The 20,407-nt window shown below is 64.2% G+C and carries 22 protein-coding genes and 1 pseudogene; 10 read left to right on the top strand and 13 right to left on the bottom strand.

Annotated elements, in window-relative coordinates:
* Window positions 1–48: 48 nt before the first annotated feature.
* Window positions 49–1,398, bottom strand: a complete 1,350-nt coding sequence (locus F3J17_RS31945) for a D-amino acid dehydrogenase (protein ID WP_167069144.1) — start codon at window positions 1,396–1,398, stop codon at window positions 49–51.
* Window positions 1,399–1,512: 114 nt separating this feature from the next.
* Between F3J17_RS31945 and F3J17_RS31940 the strand changes: the two genes are divergently transcribed.
* Together F3J17_RS31940 and F3J17_RS31935 are read left to right on the top strand one after the other, a co-directional pair.
* The gene (locus tag F3J17_RS31940) at window positions 1,513–2,001 is read left to right on the top strand and encodes an Lrp/AsnC ligand binding domain-containing protein (protein WP_103707571.1); all 489 of its coding nucleotides are present in this window, start codon (window positions 1,513–1,515) and stop codon (window positions 1,999–2,001) included.
* A 98-nt stretch (window positions 2,002–2,099) separates the two neighbouring features.
* Complete coding sequence (locus F3J17_RS31935) at window positions 2,100–3,269, top strand: PA0069 family radical SAM protein (RefSeq protein ID WP_167069141.1); 1,170 nt, start codon at window positions 2,100–2,102, stop codon at window positions 3,267–3,269.
* Between the two features lie 15 nt (window positions 3,270–3,284).
* Here F3J17_RS31935 and F3J17_RS31930 read toward each other — a convergent pair whose 3' ends face one another.
* Window positions 3,285–3,773 carry an NINE protein gene (locus F3J17_RS31930; RefSeq protein ID WP_167069138.1) on the bottom strand — a complete coding sequence of 163 codons (489 nt, stop codon included), beginning with the start codon at window positions 3,771–3,773 and terminating at the stop codon, window positions 3,285–3,287.
* A gap of 143 nt (window positions 3,774–3,916) precedes the next feature.
* Window positions 3,917–5,074: a sorbosone dehydrogenase family protein gene (locus tag F3J17_RS31925; RefSeq protein ID WP_345891278.1), complete on the bottom strand. Its 1,158-nt coding sequence runs from the start codon at window positions 5,072–5,074 to the stop codon at window positions 3,917–3,919.
* 299 nt (window positions 5,075–5,373) lie between these two features.
* Between F3J17_RS31925 and rpsP the strand changes: the two genes are divergently transcribed.
* From rpsP to F3J17_RS31895, 6 genes are all read left to right on the top strand, one after another.
* The gene (gene rpsP / locus F3J17_RS31920; protein WP_027817363.1) at window positions 5,374–5,634 is read left to right on the top strand and encodes a 30S ribosomal protein S16; all 261 of its coding nucleotides are present in this window, start codon (window positions 5,374–5,376) and stop codon (window positions 5,632–5,634) included.
* A gap of 76 nt (window positions 5,635–5,710) precedes the next feature.
* Window positions 5,711–6,478 carry a ribosome maturation factor RimM gene (gene rimM, locus F3J17_RS31915; RefSeq protein WP_167069135.1) on the top strand — a complete coding sequence of 256 codons (768 nt, stop codon included), beginning with the start codon at window positions 5,711–5,713 and terminating at the stop codon, window positions 6,476–6,478.
* Window positions 6,479–6,512: 34 nt separating this feature from the next.
* Complete coding sequence (gene trmD / locus F3J17_RS31910) at window positions 6,513–7,280, top strand: tRNA (guanosine(37)-N1)-methyltransferase TrmD (protein ID WP_167069132.1); 768 nt, start codon at window positions 6,513–6,515, stop codon at window positions 7,278–7,280.
* Between the two features lie 153 nt (window positions 7,281–7,433).
* Complete coding sequence (rplS, locus tag F3J17_RS31905) at window positions 7,434–7,832, top strand: 50S ribosomal protein L19 (protein ID WP_027817360.1); 399 nt, start codon at window positions 7,434–7,436, stop codon at window positions 7,830–7,832.
* 86 nt (window positions 7,833–7,918) lie between these two features.
* Entirely contained in the window at window positions 7,919–8,614 is a 696-nt protein-coding gene (locus tag F3J17_RS31900; protein WP_167069129.1) for a CoA pyrophosphatase, read from the top strand.
* A 179-nt stretch (window positions 8,615–8,793) separates the two neighbouring features.
* On the top strand, window positions 8,794–9,732 hold the full coding sequence (locus F3J17_RS31895) for a CobD/CbiB family protein (RefSeq protein ID WP_167069126.1): 939 nt from the start codon (window positions 8,794–8,796) through the stop codon (window positions 9,730–9,732).
* A gap of 78 nt (window positions 9,733–9,810) precedes the next feature.
* Here F3J17_RS31895 and F3J17_RS31890 read toward each other — a convergent pair whose 3' ends face one another.
* The 3 genes and pseudogenes from F3J17_RS31890 to F3J17_RS31880 all read right to left on the bottom strand — a co-directional run bounded on the left by F3J17_RS31890 (window position 9,811) and on the right by F3J17_RS31880 (window position 12,389).
* Window positions 9,811–10,134: a DUF2007 domain-containing protein gene (locus tag F3J17_RS31890; RefSeq protein ID WP_167069123.1), complete on the bottom strand. Its 324-nt coding sequence runs from the start codon at window positions 10,132–10,134 to the stop codon at window positions 9,811–9,813.
* Between the two features lie 21 nt (window positions 10,135–10,155).
* Window positions 10,156–11,037: pseudogene (gene rsgA / locus F3J17_RS31885) on the bottom strand (ribosome small subunit-dependent GTPase A); the annotation flags it as partial.
* 68 nt (window positions 11,038–11,105) lie between these two features.
* On the bottom strand, window positions 11,106–12,389 hold the full coding sequence (locus tag F3J17_RS31880; protein ID WP_167069117.1) for a M48 family metallopeptidase: 1,284 nt from the start codon (window positions 12,387–12,389) through the stop codon (window positions 11,106–11,108).
* A gap of 135 nt (window positions 12,390–12,524) precedes the next feature.
* On the opposite strand from F3J17_RS31880, the gene orn reads away from it, so the two are divergent.
* The gene (orn, locus tag F3J17_RS31875; protein ID WP_167069114.1) at window positions 12,525–13,169 is read left to right on the top strand and encodes an oligoribonuclease; all 645 of its coding nucleotides are present in this window, start codon (window positions 12,525–12,527) and stop codon (window positions 13,167–13,169) included.
* A gap of 69 nt (window positions 13,170–13,238) precedes the next feature.
* Here the strand turns inward: orn and mog are convergent, their stop codons facing one another.
* On the bottom strand, window positions 13,239–13,862 hold the full coding sequence (gene mog, locus F3J17_RS31870) for a molybdopterin adenylyltransferase (RefSeq protein WP_167069111.1): 624 nt from the start codon (window positions 13,860–13,862) through the stop codon (window positions 13,239–13,241).
* Complete coding sequence (gene yjgA, locus F3J17_RS31865; RefSeq protein WP_167069108.1) at window positions 13,849–14,460, bottom strand: ribosome biogenesis factor YjgA; 612 nt, start codon at window positions 14,458–14,460, stop codon at window positions 13,849–13,851. Before yjgA ends, mog begins: the two co-directional genes overlap by 14 nt.
* Window positions 14,461–14,726: 266 nt before the next feature.
* Between yjgA and pmbA the strand changes: the two genes are divergently transcribed.
* Window positions 14,727–16,097, top strand: a complete 1,371-nt coding sequence (pmbA, locus tag F3J17_RS31860) for a metalloprotease PmbA (RefSeq protein WP_167069105.1) — start codon at window positions 14,727–14,729, stop codon at window positions 16,095–16,097.
* A gap of 72 nt (window positions 16,098–16,169) precedes the next feature.
* On the opposite strand, the gene F3J17_RS31855 is transcribed toward pmbA, so the two are convergent.
* The 5 genes from F3J17_RS31855 to F3J17_RS31835 all read right to left on the bottom strand — a co-directional run.
* Window positions 16,170–16,532, bottom strand: coding sequence for a transcriptional regulator (locus F3J17_RS31855; RefSeq protein WP_167069102.1), 363 nt, complete (start codon window positions 16,530–16,532; stop codon window positions 16,170–16,172).
* Between the two features lie 5 nt (window positions 16,533–16,537).
* Window positions 16,538–16,840 (bottom strand): type II toxin-antitoxin system HigB family toxin, encoded by a 303-nt coding sequence (locus tag F3J17_RS31850; RefSeq protein ID WP_167069099.1) that lies wholly within the window; start codon window positions 16,838–16,840, stop codon window positions 16,538–16,540.
* A gap of 85 nt (window positions 16,841–16,925) precedes the next feature.
* Complete coding sequence (locus F3J17_RS31845; RefSeq protein ID WP_167069097.1) at window positions 16,926–17,423, bottom strand: dihydrofolate reductase; 498 nt, start codon at window positions 17,421–17,423, stop codon at window positions 16,926–16,928.
* Between the two features lie 158 nt (window positions 17,424–17,581).
* On the bottom strand, window positions 17,582–18,997 hold the full coding sequence (locus F3J17_RS31840; RefSeq protein ID WP_240161236.1) for a sigma-54 dependent transcriptional regulator: 1,416 nt from the start codon (window positions 18,995–18,997) through the stop codon (window positions 17,582–17,584).
* A gap of 260 nt (window positions 18,998–19,257) precedes the next feature.
* On the bottom strand, window positions 19,258–20,407 hold a 1,150-nt coding region (locus tag F3J17_RS31835), incomplete at its 5' end, for a hypothetical protein (protein WP_167069094.1).

Genomic DNA, 20,407 nt, shown 5'->3' with positions numbered 1-20,407 from the left:
GCCCTCGAAAAGAGCCGCCGTTTTTGTGTTCGAAGCGTGACCCGAGCGTTACGCGTAAGCCGGGCGATGCTCGCCCTTGAGTTCGCCAAGATAGCGATAAACCGAGAGATCGTCGGCCTTGATCGCGGGCTTCTTGCCCGAGATGAGGTCGGCGAGCAACTGGCCCGAGCCGCACGACATGGTCCAGCCCAGCGTGCCGTGGCCCGTGTTCAGGAACAGGTTCGAGAACGGCGTGCGGCCAACCACCGGCGTGCCGTCCGGCGTCATCGGGCGCAGGCCGGTCCAGAACGTGGCCTTGGACGTATCGCCGCCGCCCGGGAACAGGTCGTTGACGCACATTTCCAGCGTTTCGCGCCGCGCCTGCTTGAGCGTCTTGTCGAAGCCGACGATTTCGGCCATGCCGCCCACGCGGATGCGATCGTCGAAGCGCGTGATCGCAATCTTGTAGGTTTCGTCGAGCACGGTCGACACCGGCGCTGCGCCCGTGTTGACGATCGGCGCGGTGATCGAATAGCCCTTGAGCGGGTAGACCGGAATCTTCACAAGGCCCGCGAGCATCTTCGTCGAGAACGAGCCGAGCGCAACCACGTACGAATCCGCGCGCACGACTTCGTTGCCGCACTGCACGCCGTTGATGCGGTCGCCTTGTACGACGAGTCCGTCGATCGGCGTGTTGTAGCGGAACTTGACGCCCAGCTCAGCCGCCATGGCGGCCAGGCGCGTGGTGAACAGCTGGCAGTCGCCGGTTTCGTCGCCGGGCAGACGCAGGCCGCCCGTGAGCTTGTGCGAGACGGCGGCGAGCGCCGGTTCGGCGCGGTGGAGTTCCGCGGCGGTCAGCAGTTCATAGGGGACGTTGGCGTCCTTGAGCACGGCGATGTCCTTCTGCGCGCCGTCGAATTGCTGCTGGGTGCGGAACACCTGCAGCGTGCCGCCCGTGCGGCCTTCGTAGTGAATGCCGGTGTCGGCGCGCAGGGCCTGCAGGCAGTCGCGGCTGTATTCGGCGAGGCGCACCATGCGACCCTTGTTCAGCGCGTAGCGGTCGGCCGTGCAGTTCTGCAGCATCTGCCACATCCACTGCAGCTGGAACTTCGTGCCGTCGAGGCGGATGGCGAGCGGCGCGTGCTTTTCGAACATCCACTTGATGGCCTTGAGCGGCACGCCCGGCGCGGCCCACGGCGCTGCGTAGCCCGGCGAGATCTGGCCGGCGTTCGCAAAGCTCGTTTCCAGTGCGGGACCGGCCTCGCGGTCGATCACGGTCACTTCATGGCCCGCGCGGGCAAGATACCAGGCGCTGGCCACCCCGACCACACCACTGCCCAACACGACGACTCGCATAGCTGCTCCACCAGTTAATTTGTTTGGGGCTACGCCGCTTTGCCGCGCTGGACTGCCTTCCAAGGCATGTACAGCGCACAAGGCATGAAAAATCGGATGTAGCCAGTGATATCGCCTATGCTATTGTTCTACGTTCAGATTTTGTTATTGTATTTTTCAGATTTTCAGGAAAAAAACATGAGAACGCAGCGTCAGCCGGTCCGTGCGCTCGACCGGCTCGATCACCGCATCCTGAAACTGCTCCAGGAAGACGGTCGCATGGCCATGAAAGACCTTGCGGAGCAGGTGGGGTTGTCGGTGACGCCCTGCATCGAACGCGTCAAGCGAATGGAGCGCGACGGCGTCATCACGGGCTACTACGCGCGCGTGAATCCCAATGTGCTGGGCGCGGCGCTGCTGGTGTTCGTGGAAATCACTCTCGACCACAAGAGCGGCAACATGTTCGACCAGTTCCGCCGCGAGGTGCAGAAGATCCCCGAGGTGCTGGAATGCCATCTGGTCTCGGGCGATTTCGACTATCTGATCAAGGCGCGCATTGGCGAGATGGCCGACTACCGCAAGCTGCTCGGCGATATCCTGCTGCAACTGCCGGGCGCGGTGCAGTCGAAGAGCTATGTGGTGATGGAGGAAATCAAGGAATCGCTGACGATTGCTGTCGGAGAGTAGGGTTTCCGGCGGTTTTTACGGCCCCGTTTTTCGCGCTCGACAAAGCGTCTCGATACTGTATATTTATACAGTATCGAGACGCTTTTTCGCATTGAGCCGTGAACGACCCTGAAACCACGCGCGAGCCTGATCCTGACGCTGAAAACTGGCATCCCGTTGCCCCACCTGCGCCGCGCAAGGGGCGCGGCGCGGTCACGAACCTGCAGGGACGCTACGAGGTCGATCAGCGCGAAACCTACGACGACGGCTGGCAGCAGACTCCGCCCGAAGAGGGCGCCGATCCGCATGACGAAGGCCACGGCGCCGATGTGCTGCGCACGCAGGTGTTCGAAGAGCGTGCGAAAAGTATCCTCACGCGCAACCAGTCGCCCGATATTCCCTTTAACGTGTCGCTCAATCCGTATCGCGGGTGTGAGCACGGGTGCATCTACTGTTTCGCGCGGCCCACGCACAGCTATCTCGGGCTGTCGCCGGGACTTGATTTCGAAAGCCGTCTCTACGCGAAGATCAACGCGCCTGAACTGCTCGCGCGCGAGATATCAAAGCCGTCGTACGAGCCGGAACCCATCGCGCTGGGCGTGAATACGGACGCATGGCAACCCATCGAACGCGATCTGCGTCTCACGCGTCGCGTGATCGAGGTGCTGGCGCAGCGTCAGCATCCGTTCGCGGCCATCACCAAGTCATCGCTGATCGAGCGCGATATCGATCTGCTCGCGCCCATGGCGCAGCGTCGGCAGTTCATGGCGGCCATCACCATCACCACGCTCGACGCCGATATCGCGCGCACGCTGGAGCCGCGCGCCGCCACGCCCGCACGAAGACTGCGCACCATCCGCACGCTCGCGCAGGCGGGCATTCCGGTGGGCGTGAGCATTGCGCCCGTGATTCCCTTCGTGACCGAGCCAGACATGGAGCGCGTGCTGGAAGCCTGCGCCGAAGCGGGCGCGACCAGCGCGAGCTATATCGTGCTGCGTCTGCCGTGGGAGGTCTCGCCGCTCTTTCAGGACTGGCTGGAGGCTCACTTTCCGCAGCGGGCGGCGCGCGTGATGAGCCGCGTGCGCGACATGCGCGGCGGCAAGGACTACGAGTCGGATTTTTCGCAGCGCATGAAGGGCACGGGCCTCTGGGCCGATCTGCTCAAGCAGCGCTTTCATCAGGCCGTGAAGCGGCTCGGGCTGAACGAGCGGCGTCACGGCATTCTGGATATGTCGGAATTCATGCGCGACAAGACCGTGCGGGAAAAGCCGCAACTCGATCTGTTCTAGCGCGAGCGCACGCGCTTACTGCGAGAGCGCCTTGGCCGCTTCCACCTGCGATTCGAAATACGTCTGGAACGACAGCGCGAGTCCCGTCATCAACAGGAACGCGCCGATCAGCAGCGAAAAGATCACCACGAAGATCACAGTCCAGCCCGATCCGCTCACGCGCGTGCCTGCGAAAGCGGCGTTGAACTGCGCGTCCCATTTGTCGTCGGGGCGCAGGCCGTAGACGATCGCGGCCAGGAACGCGCTAAGCACTGAGATCGCGCCGATCACGGCCAGCACCCAGCCGATGATCGAGGCGCGCTCGGTGGCGATCAGCAGCATCACGCCCGGAATGCCCAGCAGTGTGCCGGCGATGTGCGCCCAGCCCCACACGTCGCGCGGGCCATACAGATAGAAGCGGTGAGCGCCAAGGCTGCCAAGCAGAAAGGCGAGGGCGGCGGTGAGCGTCTTGTTGCGAAAGCGCGCGGGACTGTCCGGTTTGTTCGAATTGTTCTGATTAGGCATGGGCTGGCGGGTTGTCGAACGAGGCATGAACGGCAAGCGGGCTGTCGGGTTGTCTCCTGGCCCGCGGGCCATTGTACGTGCCGCGTTCACGCATCAGCAGGTGCTGCGCCTTATGCCCGGTAAAGCCGTTGCCGCGGCCGCGCTCACGGTTGCGCGTAAGTCACGCGGTAGATCGCGCCCGCATAGTCATCGCTGATGAGCAGCGATCCGTCGGGCAAAGGCAGCACGTCGGCGGGACGACCCCACTGGGTTTCGTCGGGATTGAGCCAGCCCTGGGCGAACACTTCCTGATGCGCGTTCGCGCCATTGGCATCGGCCGTGATGCGCACGACGCGGTAGCCCACCTTGCGGCTGCGATTCCACGAGCCGTGCTCGGCGATGAAGATGCTGTTGCGGTATGGGGCCGGAAACATCGCGCCGGTATAGAAGCGCATGCCGAGCGAGGCGACGTGCGCGCCCAGCTTCGCGACCGGCGGCGTGAAGCCGCTGCACGGATGATCCTTGCCGAATTCGGGGTCGCTCACATCGCCGCCGTGGCAATACGGGAAGCCGAAATCTTCGCCTGCGTGCGCGAGTCGATTGAGTTTGTCGTCGGGGATATCGTCGCCGAGCATGTCGCGGCCGTTGTCCGTGAACCACAGTTCGTGCGTCTGCGGATGCCACGCGAAGCCCACCGTGTTGCGCACGCCGCGCGCGATGGTTTCGTAATGCGAGCCGTCCGGGTCCATGCGGCCGATCATCGCAAAGTGCGTGCGCTGCGGATCGCTGGCGGGCAGGCAGACGTTGCAGGGCGCGCCTTGCGGCACATAGAGCTTGCCGTCGGGGCCGAAGGCGATGAACTTCCAGCCGTGGTGACGCTCGCTGGGCAATTGATCGGTGACGATGGCGGGTTGGGGCGGATCGTCGAGGCGGCTGTCGATGCCGTCGAGCCGCACGATCGACGAAACGGCGGAGATATAGAGCGCGCCGTCGCGCCAGGCGACACCCACCGGCATGTTGAGGCCGCTTGCCACCACGTGACGCTTCACGAGCTTGCCATCACGCAGTTCGAGCGCATAGACGCGGCCCTCCATGCTGCCTGCGTAGAGAATGCCTTTGGGCGAGAGCGCCATTTCGCGCGCGGCGGGCACGTCGTCGCTGAGCACTTCTATATGGAAGCCGGGCGGCAGCTTGATGCGCTCGATGGGCGGTGCGGCATGGGCGGGCGGGGCGCCGAAAAGCAGGGCAAACGCAAACGCGGCGCCAATCTCGCGTAAAATACGGCCCGCCTCGCGCTCAATCATCGCTGGCGATGCATCCACGCCACACTTCGCTCGATTGAGGGCTGCATCGGCCGGTTGCTCGAAAGACTGCCCGCGGCTTTTCCCCAAAAGCGCCCGGGCCAGCGCCAGAAGGCGCTGTGTCGCTGCTGCGCAAGCCTGTGATGCGCGTCTTGCAGCTGGGGTTCGATCGCCTTGCATCGTCGCCTTCCTTGCCGCTTTCCTGCGGCCTTTCTGGTTGAGCTGCGCGGTTTTCAGTTAAGTGTTTGTTATGCCATTGGTTTCGGGCTATAATCGCATGTTTCAGTAGTCCCGAACCCCCGGTTTTCAAGGATTCTAGTATGGTTATCATCCGTCTGGCACGCGGCGGCTCGAAGAAGCGCCCGTTCTACAACATCGTCGCAACCGATTCGCGTAACCGTCGCGACGGCCGTTTCATCGAGCGCGTGGGCTTCTACAACCCGGTCGCTACCAAGGGTGAAACGCTGCGTATCGCTCAAGATCGCGTGACGTACTGGCAGGAAAACGGCGCACAAATGTCGCCGGCTGTCGAGCGCCTCGTGAAGGAAGCGCAAAAGGCTGCAGCTCAACCGGCTGCTTAAGTCTTTGACGTGTTTTACCCCCGTGCGCGCAGCGTAAGCCGCGTGTGCGATTTCAAGCTGGCTGCGAGGTTTGTCCATGCCCGAGCATGACGACGCAAAAGCGGACGCCAAGGCTACGGGCGCAGTGACGCCGCAGGGCAGTGGCCGGGCGAACAACCGCCCGGCACGTTCCGCACCGACTTTCGGTGCGTTCGTGCGTAAAGGGCCGGTGCGTGCGCCCGTGCGTGAAAACACACAGGCGAACACACCGGCAGGCGCATCCACGGCGCAAGCCGATGGTCTGCGCGCCGAAACGGCGCAAAGCTGGCCGGCCGATGCGGTCGAAGTCGGCGCAGTGATCGAAGCTTATGGCCTCAAGGGCGGGCTGAAGATCGCGCCGCACGCGCAAGGCGGCAAAGCCTTGCTGGCGGCGAAGCGCTGGTGGCTCCTCAAGGGCCGCGAGCGTCCCGAGCGTCATTCCGCGATTCGCGCGAGCGCCAAGGTGCACGGCGATTCCATCGTTGGGCAACTGGCGGGTCTCACCGACCGCGACGCTGCGCTACTGCTGCGCGGCGCCCGTATCTACGTGAGCCGCGCCGATTTCCCTGCGCCGGAAGCCGACGAGTATTACTGGGTGGACCTGATCGGTCTCGATGTCGCCAACGAGGCGGGCGTCGAGCTGGGCAAGGTCGCCGACCTGATCGACAACGGTGCGCAGTCGGTGATGCGCATCGAGTACCCGGAAACGGGTAAGGACGGCAAACCCGCCACCGGCGAACGGTTGATCCCGTTTGTCGGCGTGTTTGTGAAGACGGTGGACCTGGCGGCGAAACGCATCGTCGTCGACTGGGAAGCCGATTACTGAACCTGCTGTGCTGATTCGCTGAACGGAGAGAGCGATGCAGTTCGATGTCGTTACGCTCTTTCCCGAGATGTTCCGGTCGATTACCGATTGGGGCATCACCAGCCGGGCAGCCAAACAGCAGCGTTATACGTTGCGTACGTGGAATCCGCGCGATTTCACCACCGACAATTACCGCACGATCGACGATCGCCCGTACGGCGGCGGCCCCGGCATGGTCATGCTGGCCAAACCGCTGGAAGCCGCGATCGACGCGGCGAAAGCCGCGCAGGCGGAGCAGGGCGTAGCGAAACCGCGTGTGCTGCTGATGTCGCCGCAAGGCAAGCCGCTCACGCACGAGCGCGCGGTGCAGTTCGCGCAGGAACCCGGTTTCGTGATGCTGTGCGGCCGTTACGAAGCGATCGACCAGCGTCTGGTCGACCGTGTCGTGGACGAGGAAGTCAGTCTCGGCGACTTCGTGCTGTCGGGGGGCGAACTGCCCGCGATGGCGCTGATGGATGCCGTGGTGCGGTTGCTGCCGGGCGTGCTAAACGACGCGCTCTCGGCGGTGCAGGATAGTTTCGTGGATGGTCTGCTCGACTGCCCGCATTACACGCGGCCGGAGGAATACGACGGCGTGCGGGTGCCCGATGTGCTGCTTGGCGGCCATCATGCGGAAATCGAGCAATGGCGCCGCCGCGAAGCGCTGCGCAACACGTGGCAAAAACGGCCTGACCTGATCGCTCGGGCCCGCAAGAACAAGATGTTGAGCCGTGCCGATGAGGCATGGCTTGCTAGTCTCGCGAAGAGCGCGAACGAAGCGTAAGGCTTCGGGCGGGCAGGGCGCGGGGCGCCCAAGGCGGCGCCGCTTCATGCGTGAACGGTGCCAGTTGTGAATCCATCCTCTATCGGGGCCGTCGTTGTCCGGGGAACCGGCAACAGGTACGAACGCCGACAAGATGGCTTACGGAGTCAATCCATGAATCTGATTGCAAAACTCGAGCAGGAAGAAATCCAGCGCGTGCTGGGCGAGAAGACCATCCCCGATTTCGCCCCGGGCGATACGGTGATCGTCAACGTGAACGTTGTCGAAGGCACGCGTAAGCGCGTTCAGGCATACGAAGGCGTCGTGATCGCAAAGCGTAACCGCGGTCTGAACTCGGCGTTCATCGTTCGCAAGATCTCGTCGGGCGAAGGCGTTGAGCGTACGTTCCAGACGTACTCGCCGCTGCTGGCAAGCATCGTGGTGAAGCGCCGCGGCGACGTTCGTCGCGCGAAGCTGTACTACCTGCGCAACCTGTCGGGCAAGAAGGCTCGCATCAAGGAAAAGCTGGTGTCGAAAGACCGCGCAGCTGCTCCGGCTGCAGAGCAGGCGTAAAAGCTGTAAGAAAGAAGCACCCTTCGGGGTGCTTTTTTCTTTTTGGCCGCAAAATAATCAGGTGTGCCCGAACTCCGAGTCAGCCGTTGATCCGTCCAGTATTTGAACCCGAAAGCCTGCCGATCGAATCGACTGGCGCCGATCTGCCGAAGGTCGACGCCGGCCGCCTCACGCCCGACGGGCTGCGCGCGCGCTTCGAACAGCGCCTGCCCTGGGACCCGGAGCCGCAGGAATCGCGCGTTCTGGACATCCGCGACCCGCGCGAAGCCGCGGTGCTGATTCCGCTGGTGATCCGCGCTTCAGGGCTGTCCGTCCTGCTCACCCAGCGCGCAGATCACCTCAGCAATCACGCCGGCCAGGTCAGCTTTCCCGGCGGCAGCCGCGAACCGTCCGATCCCACGCCCATCGCCGCCGCCTTGCGCGAGGCGCATGAAGAAGTCGATCTCGATCCGTCGCGCGTGGAAGTGCTCGGCGCCTTGCCCGAATATCTGACGGGCACCGGTTTTCGCGTGACGCCCGTGGTGGGCCTCGTGCACGAGCCGTTTTCGCTGGCCGCCGATTCGCTCGAAGTGGCGAGCATCTTCGAAGTGCCGCTCGACTTTCTGATGAACCCCGCGAATCACGAAATCCGGGTGTTCCGCTGGGAAGGCGGCGAGCGCCGCTTTTTCGCCATGCCGTATCCGCAGCAGGGCGGCCAGGCGGGGACGGTCGGCACATCGCATTTCATCTGGGGCGCGACCGCCGGGATGCTGCGCAACTTTTATCGCTTCCTGCTCGCCTGAAGCGCCTGTTCAAGATTGGTGATTCTTGCCGATCTGCGACGCGATCTTGCGTTGCTGCGCTGCGGCTGTTGTGTCTTTGCCGCCAGACGCTCAGGTACATCTGGCCCTGTGATATCGTTGCAACAATTTTCTGAAAGCCCTGAAACCCCTTTTGCAACCCGACTTGCACGGCGCGTCGCATGACCTTCTTCTCCGTATTGCTGGCTCTCGTCATCGAACAGGTGCGGGCGCTTTCGCCGAATAATCCGGTGATGGCGCTGGTGCGCCTCAATGCGGAATGGGCCGCGCATGGCTTCGACGCGGGCAAGCAGAAACATGGGCTGATCGCCTGGCTGGTGGTGGTGCTGCCCTGGACGGCGGCCACGGCGCTGGTCTACTACGTGCTGTACCACATCAGCTTCGTGCTAGCGTTCTGCTGGAACGTGGTGGTGGTGTACTTCACGCTGGGTTTTCGCCAGTTCAGCCACTATTTCACCGATATCCACCTCGCGCTGAATAACGACGACGTGCCGCGCGCCCGCGAAGTGCTCACCGAATGGACCGGCATCGACGCCGTGGACATGCCCGTGAGCGAGATCGTGCGCCACACGCTGATTCACGCGGTGGTGGCCTCGCATCGCCATGTGTTTGGCGTGTTCTTCTGGTTCCTCGTGCCGATCGGCCCGGCGGGCGCGGTGCTGTACCGTATCTCGGAATACCTCGCGCGCGAGTGGGCACGTCCGGCCGAAGACCGTACCGAAGTGTTTTCGAATTTTGCGCAGCACGTGTTCTTCGTGATCGACTGGATTCCGGCGCGTCTGACGTCGCTGGGCTTCGCCATCGTCGGCAATTTCGAGGATGCGATCTACGCCTGGCGCAATCACGCGAACCAGTGGCCCGATACCAACGAAGGCGTGCTGCTGGCAGCCGGCAGCGGCGCACTGGGTGCGCGCCTGTCGGGACCGCTTGCCGAGCAGTCGAGCGTCGACGCGCTTGCCCAGCCGGGCGACGGCGGCCCTTATACGGTTGGCGACGACTGCACGCCGCGCACGCTGCAATCGGCAGTTGGCCTTGTTTGGCGCGCCGTGATCCTGTGGATGATCCTGCTGCTGATGCTGACGATCGCCGTTTGGGTCTAAGCGGTCGACATCGCTTCCCGCATTCGCTCCAAACAGAAAAAGCCCGCTTCAAGTGGGCTTTTTTATCGCCAAAAAACGTCAATCGTCGCGCGGATCGCGCTCGCGCCCGCATTGCCAGCAGACCGTGAACTGCGGCTCCAGCGTCTCGCCGCATTGCGGGCAGCGCCAGGAAGGCGCGCCGGGCCTCGGGCCTTGCGTCGCATCGGCGATCAGCTTTCTCGCCAGCGTTTCGTCGCGATCGTCGACGAGCCAGATTTCGGGCGCGCATTGCTCGGCGGGAATTTCGCCCATCGCGCCGCTCAAATAGCGGTTGTGCAACTCGCAGGGCACGCCCGCCGTGGCCAGGATGTTCATCCAGTGCTGGGCGATGACCACATTGGGCGCGCGCACGAGCTTGAGCATGAGCGTCGACGAACGCGCGCGTCAGCGCACGACCTGGCTGATTTCGTGCACGAGTTGCGCGTAGAGTTCGTGACGCTCAGGCGCGATGCGGCCATCCTCGACCGCTTCGAGCACCGCGCAGCCCGGTTCGTGCAGATGATGGCAGTTGTAGAAGCGGCAGTGCGCCAGCAGCGGCCTGAACTCGGGGAAGGCGCGCTCCAGCGTGCCTTCGGTGAGGTGATAGAGGCCGAATTCCTGGAAACCCGGCGAATCGATCAACGCGCCGCCGCCTTCGCCCGGGAGTTTGTACAGCCGCGTAAACGTTGTCGTGTGGCGACCGCTGTTGAGCGCAGTGGAAATTTCGCGCGTGGCGGCCTCGGCGTCGGGAATCAGCAAATTCACGAGCGTCGATTTGCCCATGCCCGATTGCCCGAGCAGGATGGTCTGGTGGCCATTCAAATGTGCCGAGAGGATCGCGTGCGCCTCTTCCGGATGCTTCTTTTCCGACACTTCCAGCACCGTATAGCCGAGCGCCCGATAACGCTCCAGCCGCTGGCGCGCGAGCGGCAGCACGGCTTCCAGGTCGATCTTGTTGAGCAGGATGATTGGCTTGAGGTTGTTGGCTTCGGCGGACACGAGCGCGCGCCCGAGCAGATCCTCACTGAAGTGCGGCTCGGTGGCGAGTACGATCAGCAACTGGTCGAGATTCGCCGCAAAGAGCTTGGACTTGAACTGATCGGAGCGATAGAGCAGGTTGCGCCGCTCGCCAATCGCAACGATCACGCCTTGATCCGCCGACGTCGATTGATAGTCGACGCGGTCGCCCACGGCCACCTCGCTTTTCTTGCCGCGCGGGAAGCACTGGAGCGCCGGGCCGCCGTCGTCCGGGGCGACCAGATAATGACGGCCATGCGCGGCGATCACGACGCCATGCAGAGTTGCGGCGGCGTTCGAGGAAGCCGCGCCGCCTGCGGCCTGGGTTGCGCGCCGCTTCATGCGTGCACGAGCAGTTTGTCGATCCGCTGCGAAGCCGGCGGATGCGAGTAGTAGAACGCGGTGTAGAGCGGGTCGGGCGTGAGCGTCGACGCGTTGTCCTCATACAGCTTCACCAGCGCGTTGACGAGCTGTTGCGCGTCGGTCTGCGTGGCGGCGAAGGCGTCGGCCTCGAATTCGTGCTTGCGCGAGCTCAGGCTGTTCAGCGGCGTGATGAAGAACAGGAACACCGGCACGGCGAGGAAGAACAGCACCAGCGCCAGGCCTTCGTTGCCGCCGAGCAGCGACGGACGCACGCCCAGGCCCTCGTAGAACCACACGCGCTGCGTGAGCCAGCCCAGCAAGCCGAGCAGCACGAGGCTGATCAGGAATGTGACGACCATGCGCTTGATGACGTGGCGACGCTTGAAGTGACCGAGTTCGTGCGCGAGCACGGCTTCGATTTCGCTGCCCGAAAGGCGCGCGAGCAGCGTGTCGAAGAACACGATGCGCTTGGCCGCGCCAAAGCCCGTGAAATAGGCGTTGCCGTGCGCCGAACGGCGGCTGCCGTCCATCACGAACAGGCCCTTGGCCGCGAAGCCGCAGCGCTGCATCAGCGCTTCGATACGCGAGCGCAGCGCCTCGTCCTTGAGCGGTTCGAACTTGTTGAACAGCGGCGCGATGAAGGTGGGGTAGAGCACCAGCACCAGCATCTGGAAGCCGACCCACACCACCCACGTCCACAGCCACCACAGGTCGCCCGCCTGCTTCATCAGCCACAGCACCACGAACAGCAGCGGAATGCCGAACGCCGCGCCGATCACGAGCCCCTTGATGCGGTCCATGAAGAAGATCGCCTTCGTCATGCGGTTAAAGCCGAAACGTTCCTCGACCACGAACTGGCGGTAGTAATCGAGCGGCAATTCGATCAGGCCGCTGACCGCGAGCACCGCGCCGATCAGCGCAATCTGGCCGACATAGCCGCGCCCGAGCAGATCGGAGACGCCAAGATCGAGCGCCTGCACGCCGCCGAGCAGCGTCAGCGCGATCAGCACGACCGCCGACAGCACGATTTCGACCATGCCAAGGCGCGTGCGCGCGACGGTGTAATCGGCGGCGCGCTGGTGCGCCGTGAGCGGAATGGTGGCGGCAAACTGGGCCGGCACCGCATTGCGATGGGCCGCGACGAAGCGGGTCTGGCGCGAGGCCAGCCAGAGTTTGGTCGCGACCATCGCCAGGACGGCGATCATGAACAACGCGCTGAAACTCAGCGCTGGGGACAGCGAAGGGGACAAGGTGGGCATCCGGGAAGTCCGTGGTATCTATGCGACAATTATATGTTCTTGGCGGCCCGCACATTGCATCCTGCAGTGGCGACGCGATGGCGCCGTCGACCGCATGCGGCGCGCGCCGCTTTCCTACCGTTTCAGGCGATATTCATGACAGACATCACTTCTGCCGACCCGGCGGGCCAGGCGACTCCAGCTATGGAGCGCACCGACATGAACCTGATCTGGCTCGACATGGAAATGACGGGTCTCGACCCCGATAACGACCGCATCATCGAAATCGCCGTGGTGGTGACCAACTCCACGCTCGACAAGATCGTGGAAGGCCCTGTGCTGGCAATCCACCAGACGGAAGCCGATCTCGACCGCATGGACGAGTGGAACCGCAACACGCATGGCCGTTCGGGCCTGACCGAACGCGTGCGCGCCTCGACCGTCACCGAAGAAAGCGCCACCGAGCAGATCATGGCCTTCCTCGCCCAGTACGTCCCGCCGGGCAAGTCGCCGATGTGCGGCAACTCGATCTGCCAGGACCGCCGCTTCATGGCGCGCTGGATGCCTACGCTCGAGCGGTTCTTCCACTACCGCAATCTGGACGTGAGCACGCTCAAGGAACTGTGCCGCCGCTGGCAGCCCGCGATCTACAAGGGCTTCCAGAAGCGCGCGATGCACACGGCGCTGGCCGACATCCACGAGTCGATCGACGAACTCAAGTACTACCGTGAACACTTCCTGATTCCGTCGACGCCGGCTGCCGGTGCAACGGAAGCGGCTGCGGGCGGCGACGCGAAGTAAAGCGCGTGCGCGGCTTGTGAAAAACGGCGCCTGAGGGCGCCGTTTTGCTTGCTTTGCGGGTTTCCGGGCTCAGGCGCGCGGCGGACGCTGCGCGTTCTTCGGCCGGAATGCGGCCACGATGGCCGGATCGGTTTCGATATACGGGCCGCCGATCAGGTCGATGCAGTAGGGCACCGCCGCGAAAATACCGGGCACCTTCGACTTGCCGGTCTCGTCGCGCAGGCCTTCCAGCGTTTCCTTGATCGACTTCGGCTGGCCGGGCAGGTTGATGATGAGCGCCGCATGGTCCGCGGTTTCGCGGATTACGGCGACCTGGCGAGAGAGAATCGCCGTCGGCACGAAGTTCAGGCTGATCTGGCGCATCTGCTCGCCGAAACCGGGCATTTCCTTCGTCGCCACCGCGAGCGTCGCCTCGGGCGTCACATCGCGGCGCGCGGGGCCGGTGCCGCCGGTCGTGAGCACGAGATCGCAGCCCAGACCGTCGACCAGCGCGGTGAGCGTGGCCGAAATCGTCTCCGCATCGTCGTGAATCAGGCGCGTTTCAGCGCGCCACGGCGACTTGAGCGTGGCGCCCAGCCATTCCATCAGCGCCGGAATGCCTTTGTCCTCGTAGACGCCCGCGGTCGCGCGGTCGCTGACCGACACGAGGCCGATCACCAGCTCATCGGGATGGCTGCGCTCAGGCTTCGTCATCTTCGCGGTCCTCGCCGCTGTCGTGATCGACGTCATCGGCTTCGTCGTCGCCCTGTTTGCTCACGTCCTTGATCCACTGGAACAGCTCGCGGAAGTACTTCGGCGGCTTGGCCTGCTGCTGTTCGCGGCGGGCGTTGCGGATCAGCGTGCGGCCTTCCTGCGGGTCGGCGGCCGGATAGTCGCGGATAAAGACCGTGAGCGCTTCGTCGTCGGCGAGCAGCTTCTCGCGCGTGCGCTCGATCCAGTGCAGGCGCGCCGTGGCGGCCTTGTTGACGCCGCGGTGCTCGTCCATCGCCTTGCGCAGCGCGGCGACTTCGGTTTCGGTCAGACCGCGCATCATGCGGCCGACATACTGGAGCTGGCGGCGACGGCCTTCGTGATCGGAAATGCGGCGCGCTTCGTGGACGGCGTCCGACAGGTCTTCCGTCATCGGCATGCGCTTGAGCGCGTCCTTGGGCAGCTCGACGAGTGCCACGCCCAGCTGCTGCAGGGCTTCCATCTCGCGCTTGAGCTGCGATTTGCTCGGGCGATCGTAACCGTTGTCGTCGACTTCGGCGACAGCGTCGTTCATAGGTTGAATGCGGGTTTTGCGTTTCATGACGCATATTGTAGCGTGCGCGCGCGAGCCGATCGGACTCGACGGCCGCAGCACAGGTCGGCGGGATGCGCCCGAAGTCGCGCGTCATGCCGCATTGCCGCACGTTCCGCCTCGGTGCGCGCGCGCAGTCCTTGCTATGATCGCGAAACGCGTCTGACGTAAAGGCGCAACATGCACGCCGTATGAACATGCGCGCGACGCATCACGTGACACCTCCGACACACGACAAGCGGGCCGCACCGGCCCAAAACCGGACCGTAACGACAATGGCAGCAGACATCGAAGCCCGGCAGCGTTTTTTTCCGCACACCCAGGACGAACTGAAGGAGATCGCGTCGGACATCCTCCGCCACGCGAAGGCGCTCGGCGCGAGCGACGCCGCGACCGAGCTCTCCGAAGGCGACGGTCTTTCGGTGTCCGTGCGGCGCGGTGAAGTCGAAACCATCGAGCACAACCGCGACAAGATGGTCGGCGTGACCGTCTACATCGGCAACAAGCGCGGCAATGCGAGCACCTCGGACTTTTCCGCGCAGGCGCTCAAGGACACCGTTGCCGCCGCGTACAACATCGCGCGCTTTACCGCCGACGACGACTGCGCCGGCCTCGCCGAGCGCGAGCTGCTGGAAACCGCGCCGCGCGACCTCGATCTCTATCACCCGTGGAGCGTGACCGCCGACGAAGCGGTCGAAATCGCCCGCCGCGCCGAAGACGCCGCGTTCGCCACCGACCGCCGCGTGACCAATTCCGAAGGCGCGAGCGTGTCCGCGCAGCACTCGCAGTTCGTGCTGGCCACCTCCAGCGGCTTCATGCACGGTTATCCGTACTCGCGCCACTACATCGCCTGCGCGCCCATCGCGGGCAGCGGCCGCAGCATGCAGCGCGACGACTGGTACACCTCGCGCCGCAGCGCCGGTGAACTGGCTTCGCCCGAAGCCGTGGGGCGCTACGCCGCCGAACGCGCGCTGTCGCGCCTGAACGCGCGCGGCCTCGACACGCGCAAGGTGCCGGTGCTGTTCGAAGCGCCGCTGGCGGCCGGGATTCTCGGCGCCTTCGTGCAGGCCACGAGCGGCGGCGCGCTGTATCGCAAGACCTCGTTCCTCGTCGATTCGCTGGGCAAGCCGGTATTCGCGCCGCATATCCAGATCGTCGAAGATCCGCACGTGCCGCGCGCGGCCGGCAGCGCGCCGTTCGACGAAGAAGGCGTGCGCACGCAACGTCGCGAAGTGGTCAAGGACGGCGTGGTGCAGGGCTATTTCCTGTCGTCGTACTCGGCGCGCAAGCTCGGTATGCAGACGACCGGCAACGCTGGCGGCTCGCACAATCTGCGACTGGAAAGCTCGCTCACACAGCCCGAAGACGATTTCGAAGCCATGCTGAAAAAGCTTGGCACGGGTCTGCTGCTGACCGAGCTGATGGGGCAGGGCGTGAACTTCGTGACCGGCGATTACTCGCGCGGCGCGTCGGGTTTCTGGGTCGAGAACGGCAAGATCCAGTATCCGGTCGAGGAAATCACGGTGGCATCGACGCTGCAGGAGATGTTCCACCACATCGTCGCCGTGGGCGCGGATACGCTCGCGCGCGGCACGCGTCAGACCGGCTCGGTGCTGATCGAGCGCATGACGGTGGCGGGGCAGTAAGGCGCGGCTTCAGGTCCGCAGAAGGAAAAACGGCACGCTCTGGCGTGCCGTTTTTGTTTGCGGAGCAGGATGTCAGGCCACGCCGATCAGCACTTCGGCGGGAATCTGCAGTCCAGCGTGCAAACGGCGAATCATCGCAAGGCTCAACGCGCGCTTGCCAGCGAGCACTTCGTAGACTCGATTCGCATTGCCGATATAGGGCTGCATGTCGGGCACGGACAGCCCTTGTTGCTCCATGCGGAATTTGATAGCTTCGATCGGATCCGGGCTGGCAAGCGGAAAGTGTTCAGCTTCGTAACGCTCGACCAGAATCGACAGAATCTCGAGTTCGTCGCCTTCGGGCGTGCCGGATTCTGGGTCGGTGTCAACGAGTCGGGACACGACTGCCAGTGCAGCCCTGTAGTCTTCCTCGTTGTGTAGCGGGCGGATTTCCATTGGCTTTACTCCAGTTCCACGGTGGCCGCGTCGATCTTGTCGTATTCGGCATGGGTGCCGACAAATTTGATATAGACGACGCCGAGCCGGTAGGCCACGGCCACAATCAATCGAAAATCGTTGCCTTTGATGTTGAACACCACGCGGTTCTTGCCGACAAAACTCGCGGACGCATAGTGCGCCTTGATGTCCTGCGGCGTTCGCCAGGTCGCCTGAGCGGCTTCCGCATACCATGCGAGAAGCGATTGCTCGGCGCGTGCGTGGTTTCTGATGAATTCCAGCAGGGTCTTCCTGGCTACGATTCGCATGAAGTGCAGTTTAGTCCCATTTTGGGACTAAGTAAACCGATGGCTGGAGAGCGGTGGATGCCGCGCTCGCTGATGGCGCTCTGACTCAATCCCGCCGCTCGTAAGTCACAAACGCGAAATCGAAGTCATTGGGCGCGTTTGCGTGCAGCGTCTCGCGTGCGGTTTCGCGCCAGATGGCGGCGTCAGGCGCGGGGAAATGCGCGTCGCCTTCGAAATCGGCGGCGATTTCCGTGACGATCAGCTTCTGCGCGAGCGCGATGCCTTCGGCGTAAAGCTGGGCGCCGCCGATCAGGAACGCCTCGGGCGCCTGATCCTGGCCCGCAAGCGCGAGCGCAGCCTCCAGGCTCGTCGCCGTATCGCAGCCGGGAAAGCGCTTGCCGGCGTCACGCGTGACGACGATGTTGCGCCGTCCAGGCAGCGCGCGGCCGATCGATTCGTGGGTTTTGCGGCCCATGACGATGGGCGCGCCCATGGTGGTGCGCTTGAAGAATGCGAGGTCTTCGGGCAGCCGCCAGGGCAGTTCGTTGTCGCGGCCGATCACGCCGTTCTGGGCGCGAGCGACGATCAGGGTGAGCGTCGTCATCGAGTGGGTCGGAGAGAGTCGAATTGCGATGGAATTGAAAGGTCGATCCCATCGATTCTACCCGACGGCGCGTTTCAAACCGCACCTGCGCCAATCCGCTATACGCCGCTGCGACACGATGTCAGCACGACATCGCGTCGCAGCGGTGCATCTTGCCGTCATTCGGCGGGATCGGCCGGCTGCGTGGCGCTTTGCGCCGCAGTTTCGCCGTGGCTGTCCGCCTGGTTCTCCGCTTCACCGCCAAAGATCGACTTTTCGTCGCGCAGACCGTGCGTGCCCATCAGCCGATACAGCGTCACCCGCGAAATCCCCAGGTCCGCCGCCGCTTCGGTCAGGCGATGGCGGTGGCGCAGCAGCGCCGCCTCGATCGCGCGTTTCTCCGCGGACTCGCGCGCCTGCGCGAGCGTGATCGTCTGCTGCTCGGTGAACTGGCCGAGGTCGAGGTCTTCCGCCGAGATCAGCTTGCTTTCGGCCATCACGATCGCACGGCGCACGCGGTTGATCATTTCGCGCACGTTGCCGGGCCAGTTGTAGTTGTACATGGCCTCGATGGCGTCGGGCGTGAAGCCGCGGATCTTGCGCGCGCTGTCCATCTTGAACTTGTGCAGTACGTGATGCGCGAGGATTTCGATGTCCTTGCCGCGCGCGCGCAGCGGCGGCTCGTCCACGCGCAGCACGCACAGGCGATGGAACAGGTCGGCGCGGAAGCGTCCGTCGCGCATCGCCGATTCGAGATCGACGTGCGTGGCCGAAATGATGCGCACGTCCACGGGAATCTGCTCGTGGCCGCCCAGCCGCTCGATCTTGCCTTCCTGCAGGAAGCGCAGCAGGCTCGCCTGGCTTTCCATCGGCAGGTCGCCGATTTCGTCGAGGAACAGCGTGCCGCCGTTGGCCGCTTCCACCCGACCGATCTTGCGCTGGTTCGCGCCCGTGAAGGCGCCGCGTTCGTAGCCAAACAGTTCGGATTGCAGAAGGTGATGCGGGATCGCGCCGCAGTTGATCGGCACGAAGGGCGCCTTACGGCGCGGCGAGCGTTCGTGGATCGCCAGTGCGGTCAGCTCCTTGCCCGTGCCCGACTCGCCCGAGATGAACACGCTGGCGTCGGTATTGGCCACCTTGCGGATGGTGCGAAAGAGCTGCTGCATCGCTTCGCAGGTGCCCACCATCTCGTCTTCGTCCTGGCTCGTCGCCGAGGCGGGGGCCTCGTCGAGATCGCACAGCGTGACCATGCCGAAGGCGTGGCCGACCAGATAGTCGAGCGTCGCCGGCGCGACCGGCAGATGCACGTAGTCGAAGCAATAGTGGCGAATCAGGCGGCGCACTTCCGGGTCGGTCAGGCGCTGCGCATCGGTGAGCGCGATCCAGCCCACCTGTTGCAGGCGCAGCACGGCTTCGAGTCCGGCCAGATCGCGCGGCGCGAAACCGGTCAGATCGACGATGCCCGCGCAGGTCGGCTCCTGCTTCACGAGACGCGTCGCTTCATGCGCGGTCTTGGCCGTGGCGACTTCCCAGCCGCGGCTTTTCAGATACGCGCCGAGCTGCGTGTCCGGCGTGCGGGCGACGTAGAGCAGCATGCGGTCGATGTCCGCGATTGGCCTGCCGTCGCCGGCTTTGGTGGATTTCGCCCCTTGCGCCGCATTCGCGACGCTGGATGCGTCGAGATTGCGCACTGCAGAAGGACCCGTCGTATCCGCCGTACCTTCGATCGCCGCATCCGCCTGCATGGCGGTGTGCGGCGACTGTCCCACCACGGCGAGCCGCTGGCCCGCCCCGGCGAACGACGTCACGTTGGCGCTCAGATGTGAGGATTCGCGCACGATCGGCCTCGTATTCATCAGAAGGTGTAGGGGAACCGCACGCCGACGACGAAGTTCGGCGCATCGGGCGTCAGGCCCACCGATACCGCGCCGTTGATCGTCAGGTGCTTGTTGACCACGTGGTTGAGCCCGAAGTTGAGCACCGAGGCGGTCGTCTCGCTGCCCGGCACGCCGGTCCAGCTGCCGCCGGGCGCCTTGGTCTTCGATTGCGGCTCGATGGCCATGGTGTAGGAGATGCTGGCGGAATCCTTTTCGGAGAAGGCGAGCGCGACGCCGCCGCCGAACTGGATGATGTCGCCGAGCTTGACGTCCGCGGGCTCCGTCTGCCCGATGACCGACGAGATGTCGGAGAACGAGCGCGAGATGTTGTACGTGTACGAGAGACTGCCGAACAGCACCACCGGGTCATAGGTCTTCAGCACGGACAGACCGGCCGTGACGTTCCAGAAGCCCGTGCCGGTGGGCAGCTTGGTCGGCGCGACGAGATTGGTGTTGTCCTGCGAGATCTGCTGCACCTTGATGCCGAACGGCGAGGTGCCGGTCGGCGTCTTCACGCGCAGGCTGCCGACCACGTCGGGCAGGTTGTTGGTTTCCTTCAGGAACTGGTAGTACATCCCGAAGTTGACGTCGCCGATGGCGTTCGAATTCACCGACGAATCGGACAACGAACTGGCCGAGCCGCCCGCGCCGCCCACGATGAAGCTGCTGTGGCGGTAGATGTAGGGCACGTCGACGTCGATGCTCATGCGGTCGGTCAGGCCGTACCGCGTGTCCAGATCGGCCATGATCTGGTGCGACTTGGTTTCGCCCAGATTGATGTTGCCGAGGAAAATCGCATCGAGCGCGAGGAAACCCGAGAGCTGCAGCTGGCGGCGATCGTAGTAGGTATCGCTGATACCCCAGTCGAGCGTGAGCTTGTGGTCGAACAGCGGAGCATGTTCGCGCTGCACGACGGCCTGTTCGGCCTGGGTGCGCTCGGGTTCCGCGTTCTTCTGCGTTTCGCCCACGGTCGGGTTATTCGGATTGTTCGGATTCACGCCGACGGGCGCGCCCTGCTGCGGGCCGCTCGATGCCGACGTCCCCGTCGCGCTGCCGCTCGGGCCTGCGTCAGGCGAGGGCGGGTTCACCGGCACGCCGGTGGCGGTGCCCGTGAGCGAACCCGGGGCG

The sequence above is a fragment of the Burkholderia sp. Ax-1719 genome (assembly GCF_011753055.1).
Taxonomy (GTDB): domain Bacteria; phylum Pseudomonadota; class Gammaproteobacteria; order Burkholderiales; family Burkholderiaceae; genus Paraburkholderia.
This window is presented reverse-complemented; position numbering and strand designations above follow the sequence as displayed.

What these genes read in the sequence shown, in the direction of transcription:
- F3J17_RS31940 (WP_103707571.1), top strand. Translation starts at nt 1,513, where the DNA reads ATGAGAACGCAGCGTCAGCCGGTCCGTGCGCTCGACCGGCTCGATCAC.
- F3J17_RS31930 (WP_167069138.1), bottom strand. Translation starts at nt 3,773, where the DNA reads ATGCCTAATCAGAACAATTCGAACAAACCGGACAGTCCCGCGCGCTTT.
- rpsP (WP_027817363.1), top strand. Translation starts at nt 5,374, where the DNA reads ATGGTTATCATCCGTCTGGCACGCGGCGGCTCGAAGAAGCGCCCGTTC.
- rimM (WP_167069135.1), top strand. Translation starts at nt 5,711, where the DNA reads ATGCCCGAGCATGACGACGCAAAAGCGGACGCCAAGGCTACGGGCGCA.
- trmD (WP_167069132.1), top strand. Translation starts at nt 6,513, where the DNA reads ATGCAGTTCGATGTCGTTACGCTCTTTCCCGAGATGTTCCGGTCGATT.
- rplS (WP_027817360.1), top strand. Translation starts at nt 7,434, where the DNA reads ATGAATCTGATTGCAAAACTCGAGCAGGAAGAAATCCAGCGCGTGCTG.
- F3J17_RS31895 (WP_167069126.1), top strand. Translation starts at nt 8,794, where the DNA reads ATGACCTTCTTCTCCGTATTGCTGGCTCTCGTCATCGAACAGGTGCGG.
- F3J17_RS31890 (WP_167069123.1), bottom strand. Translation starts at nt 10,134, where the DNA reads ATGCTCAAGCTCGTGCGCGCGCCCAATGTGGTCATCGCCCAGCACTGG.
- F3J17_RS31880 (WP_167069117.1), bottom strand. Translation starts at nt 12,389, where the DNA reads ATGCCCACCTTGTCCCCTTCGCTGTCCCCAGCGCTGAGTTTCAGCGCG.
- orn (WP_167069114.1), top strand. Translation starts at nt 12,525, where the DNA reads ATGACAGACATCACTTCTGCCGACCCGGCGGGCCAGGCGACTCCAGCT.
- mog (WP_167069111.1), bottom strand. Translation starts at nt 13,862, where the DNA reads ATGACGAAGCCTGAGCGCAGCCATCCCGATGAGCTGGTGATCGGCCTC.
- yjgA (WP_167069108.1), bottom strand. Translation starts at nt 14,460, where the DNA reads ATGAAACGCAAAACCCGCATTCAACCTATGAACGACGCTGTCGCCGAA.
- pmbA (WP_167069105.1), top strand. Translation starts at nt 14,727, where the DNA reads ATGGCAGCAGACATCGAAGCCCGGCAGCGTTTTTTTCCGCACACCCAG.
- F3J17_RS31855 (WP_167069102.1), bottom strand. Translation starts at nt 16,532, where the DNA reads ATGGAAATCCGCCCGCTACACAACGAGGAAGACTACAGGGCTGCACTG.
- F3J17_RS31850 (WP_167069099.1), bottom strand. Translation starts at nt 16,840, where the DNA reads ATGCGAATCGTAGCCAGGAAGACCCTGCTGGAATTCATCAGAAACCAC.
- F3J17_RS31845 (WP_167069097.1), bottom strand. Translation starts at nt 17,423, where the DNA reads ATGACGACGCTCACCCTGATCGTCGCTCGCGCCCAGAACGGCGTGATC.
- F3J17_RS31840 (WP_240161236.1), bottom strand. Translation starts at nt 18,997, where the DNA reads ATGCTGCTCTACGTCGCCCGCACGCCGGACACGCAGCTCGGCGCGTAT.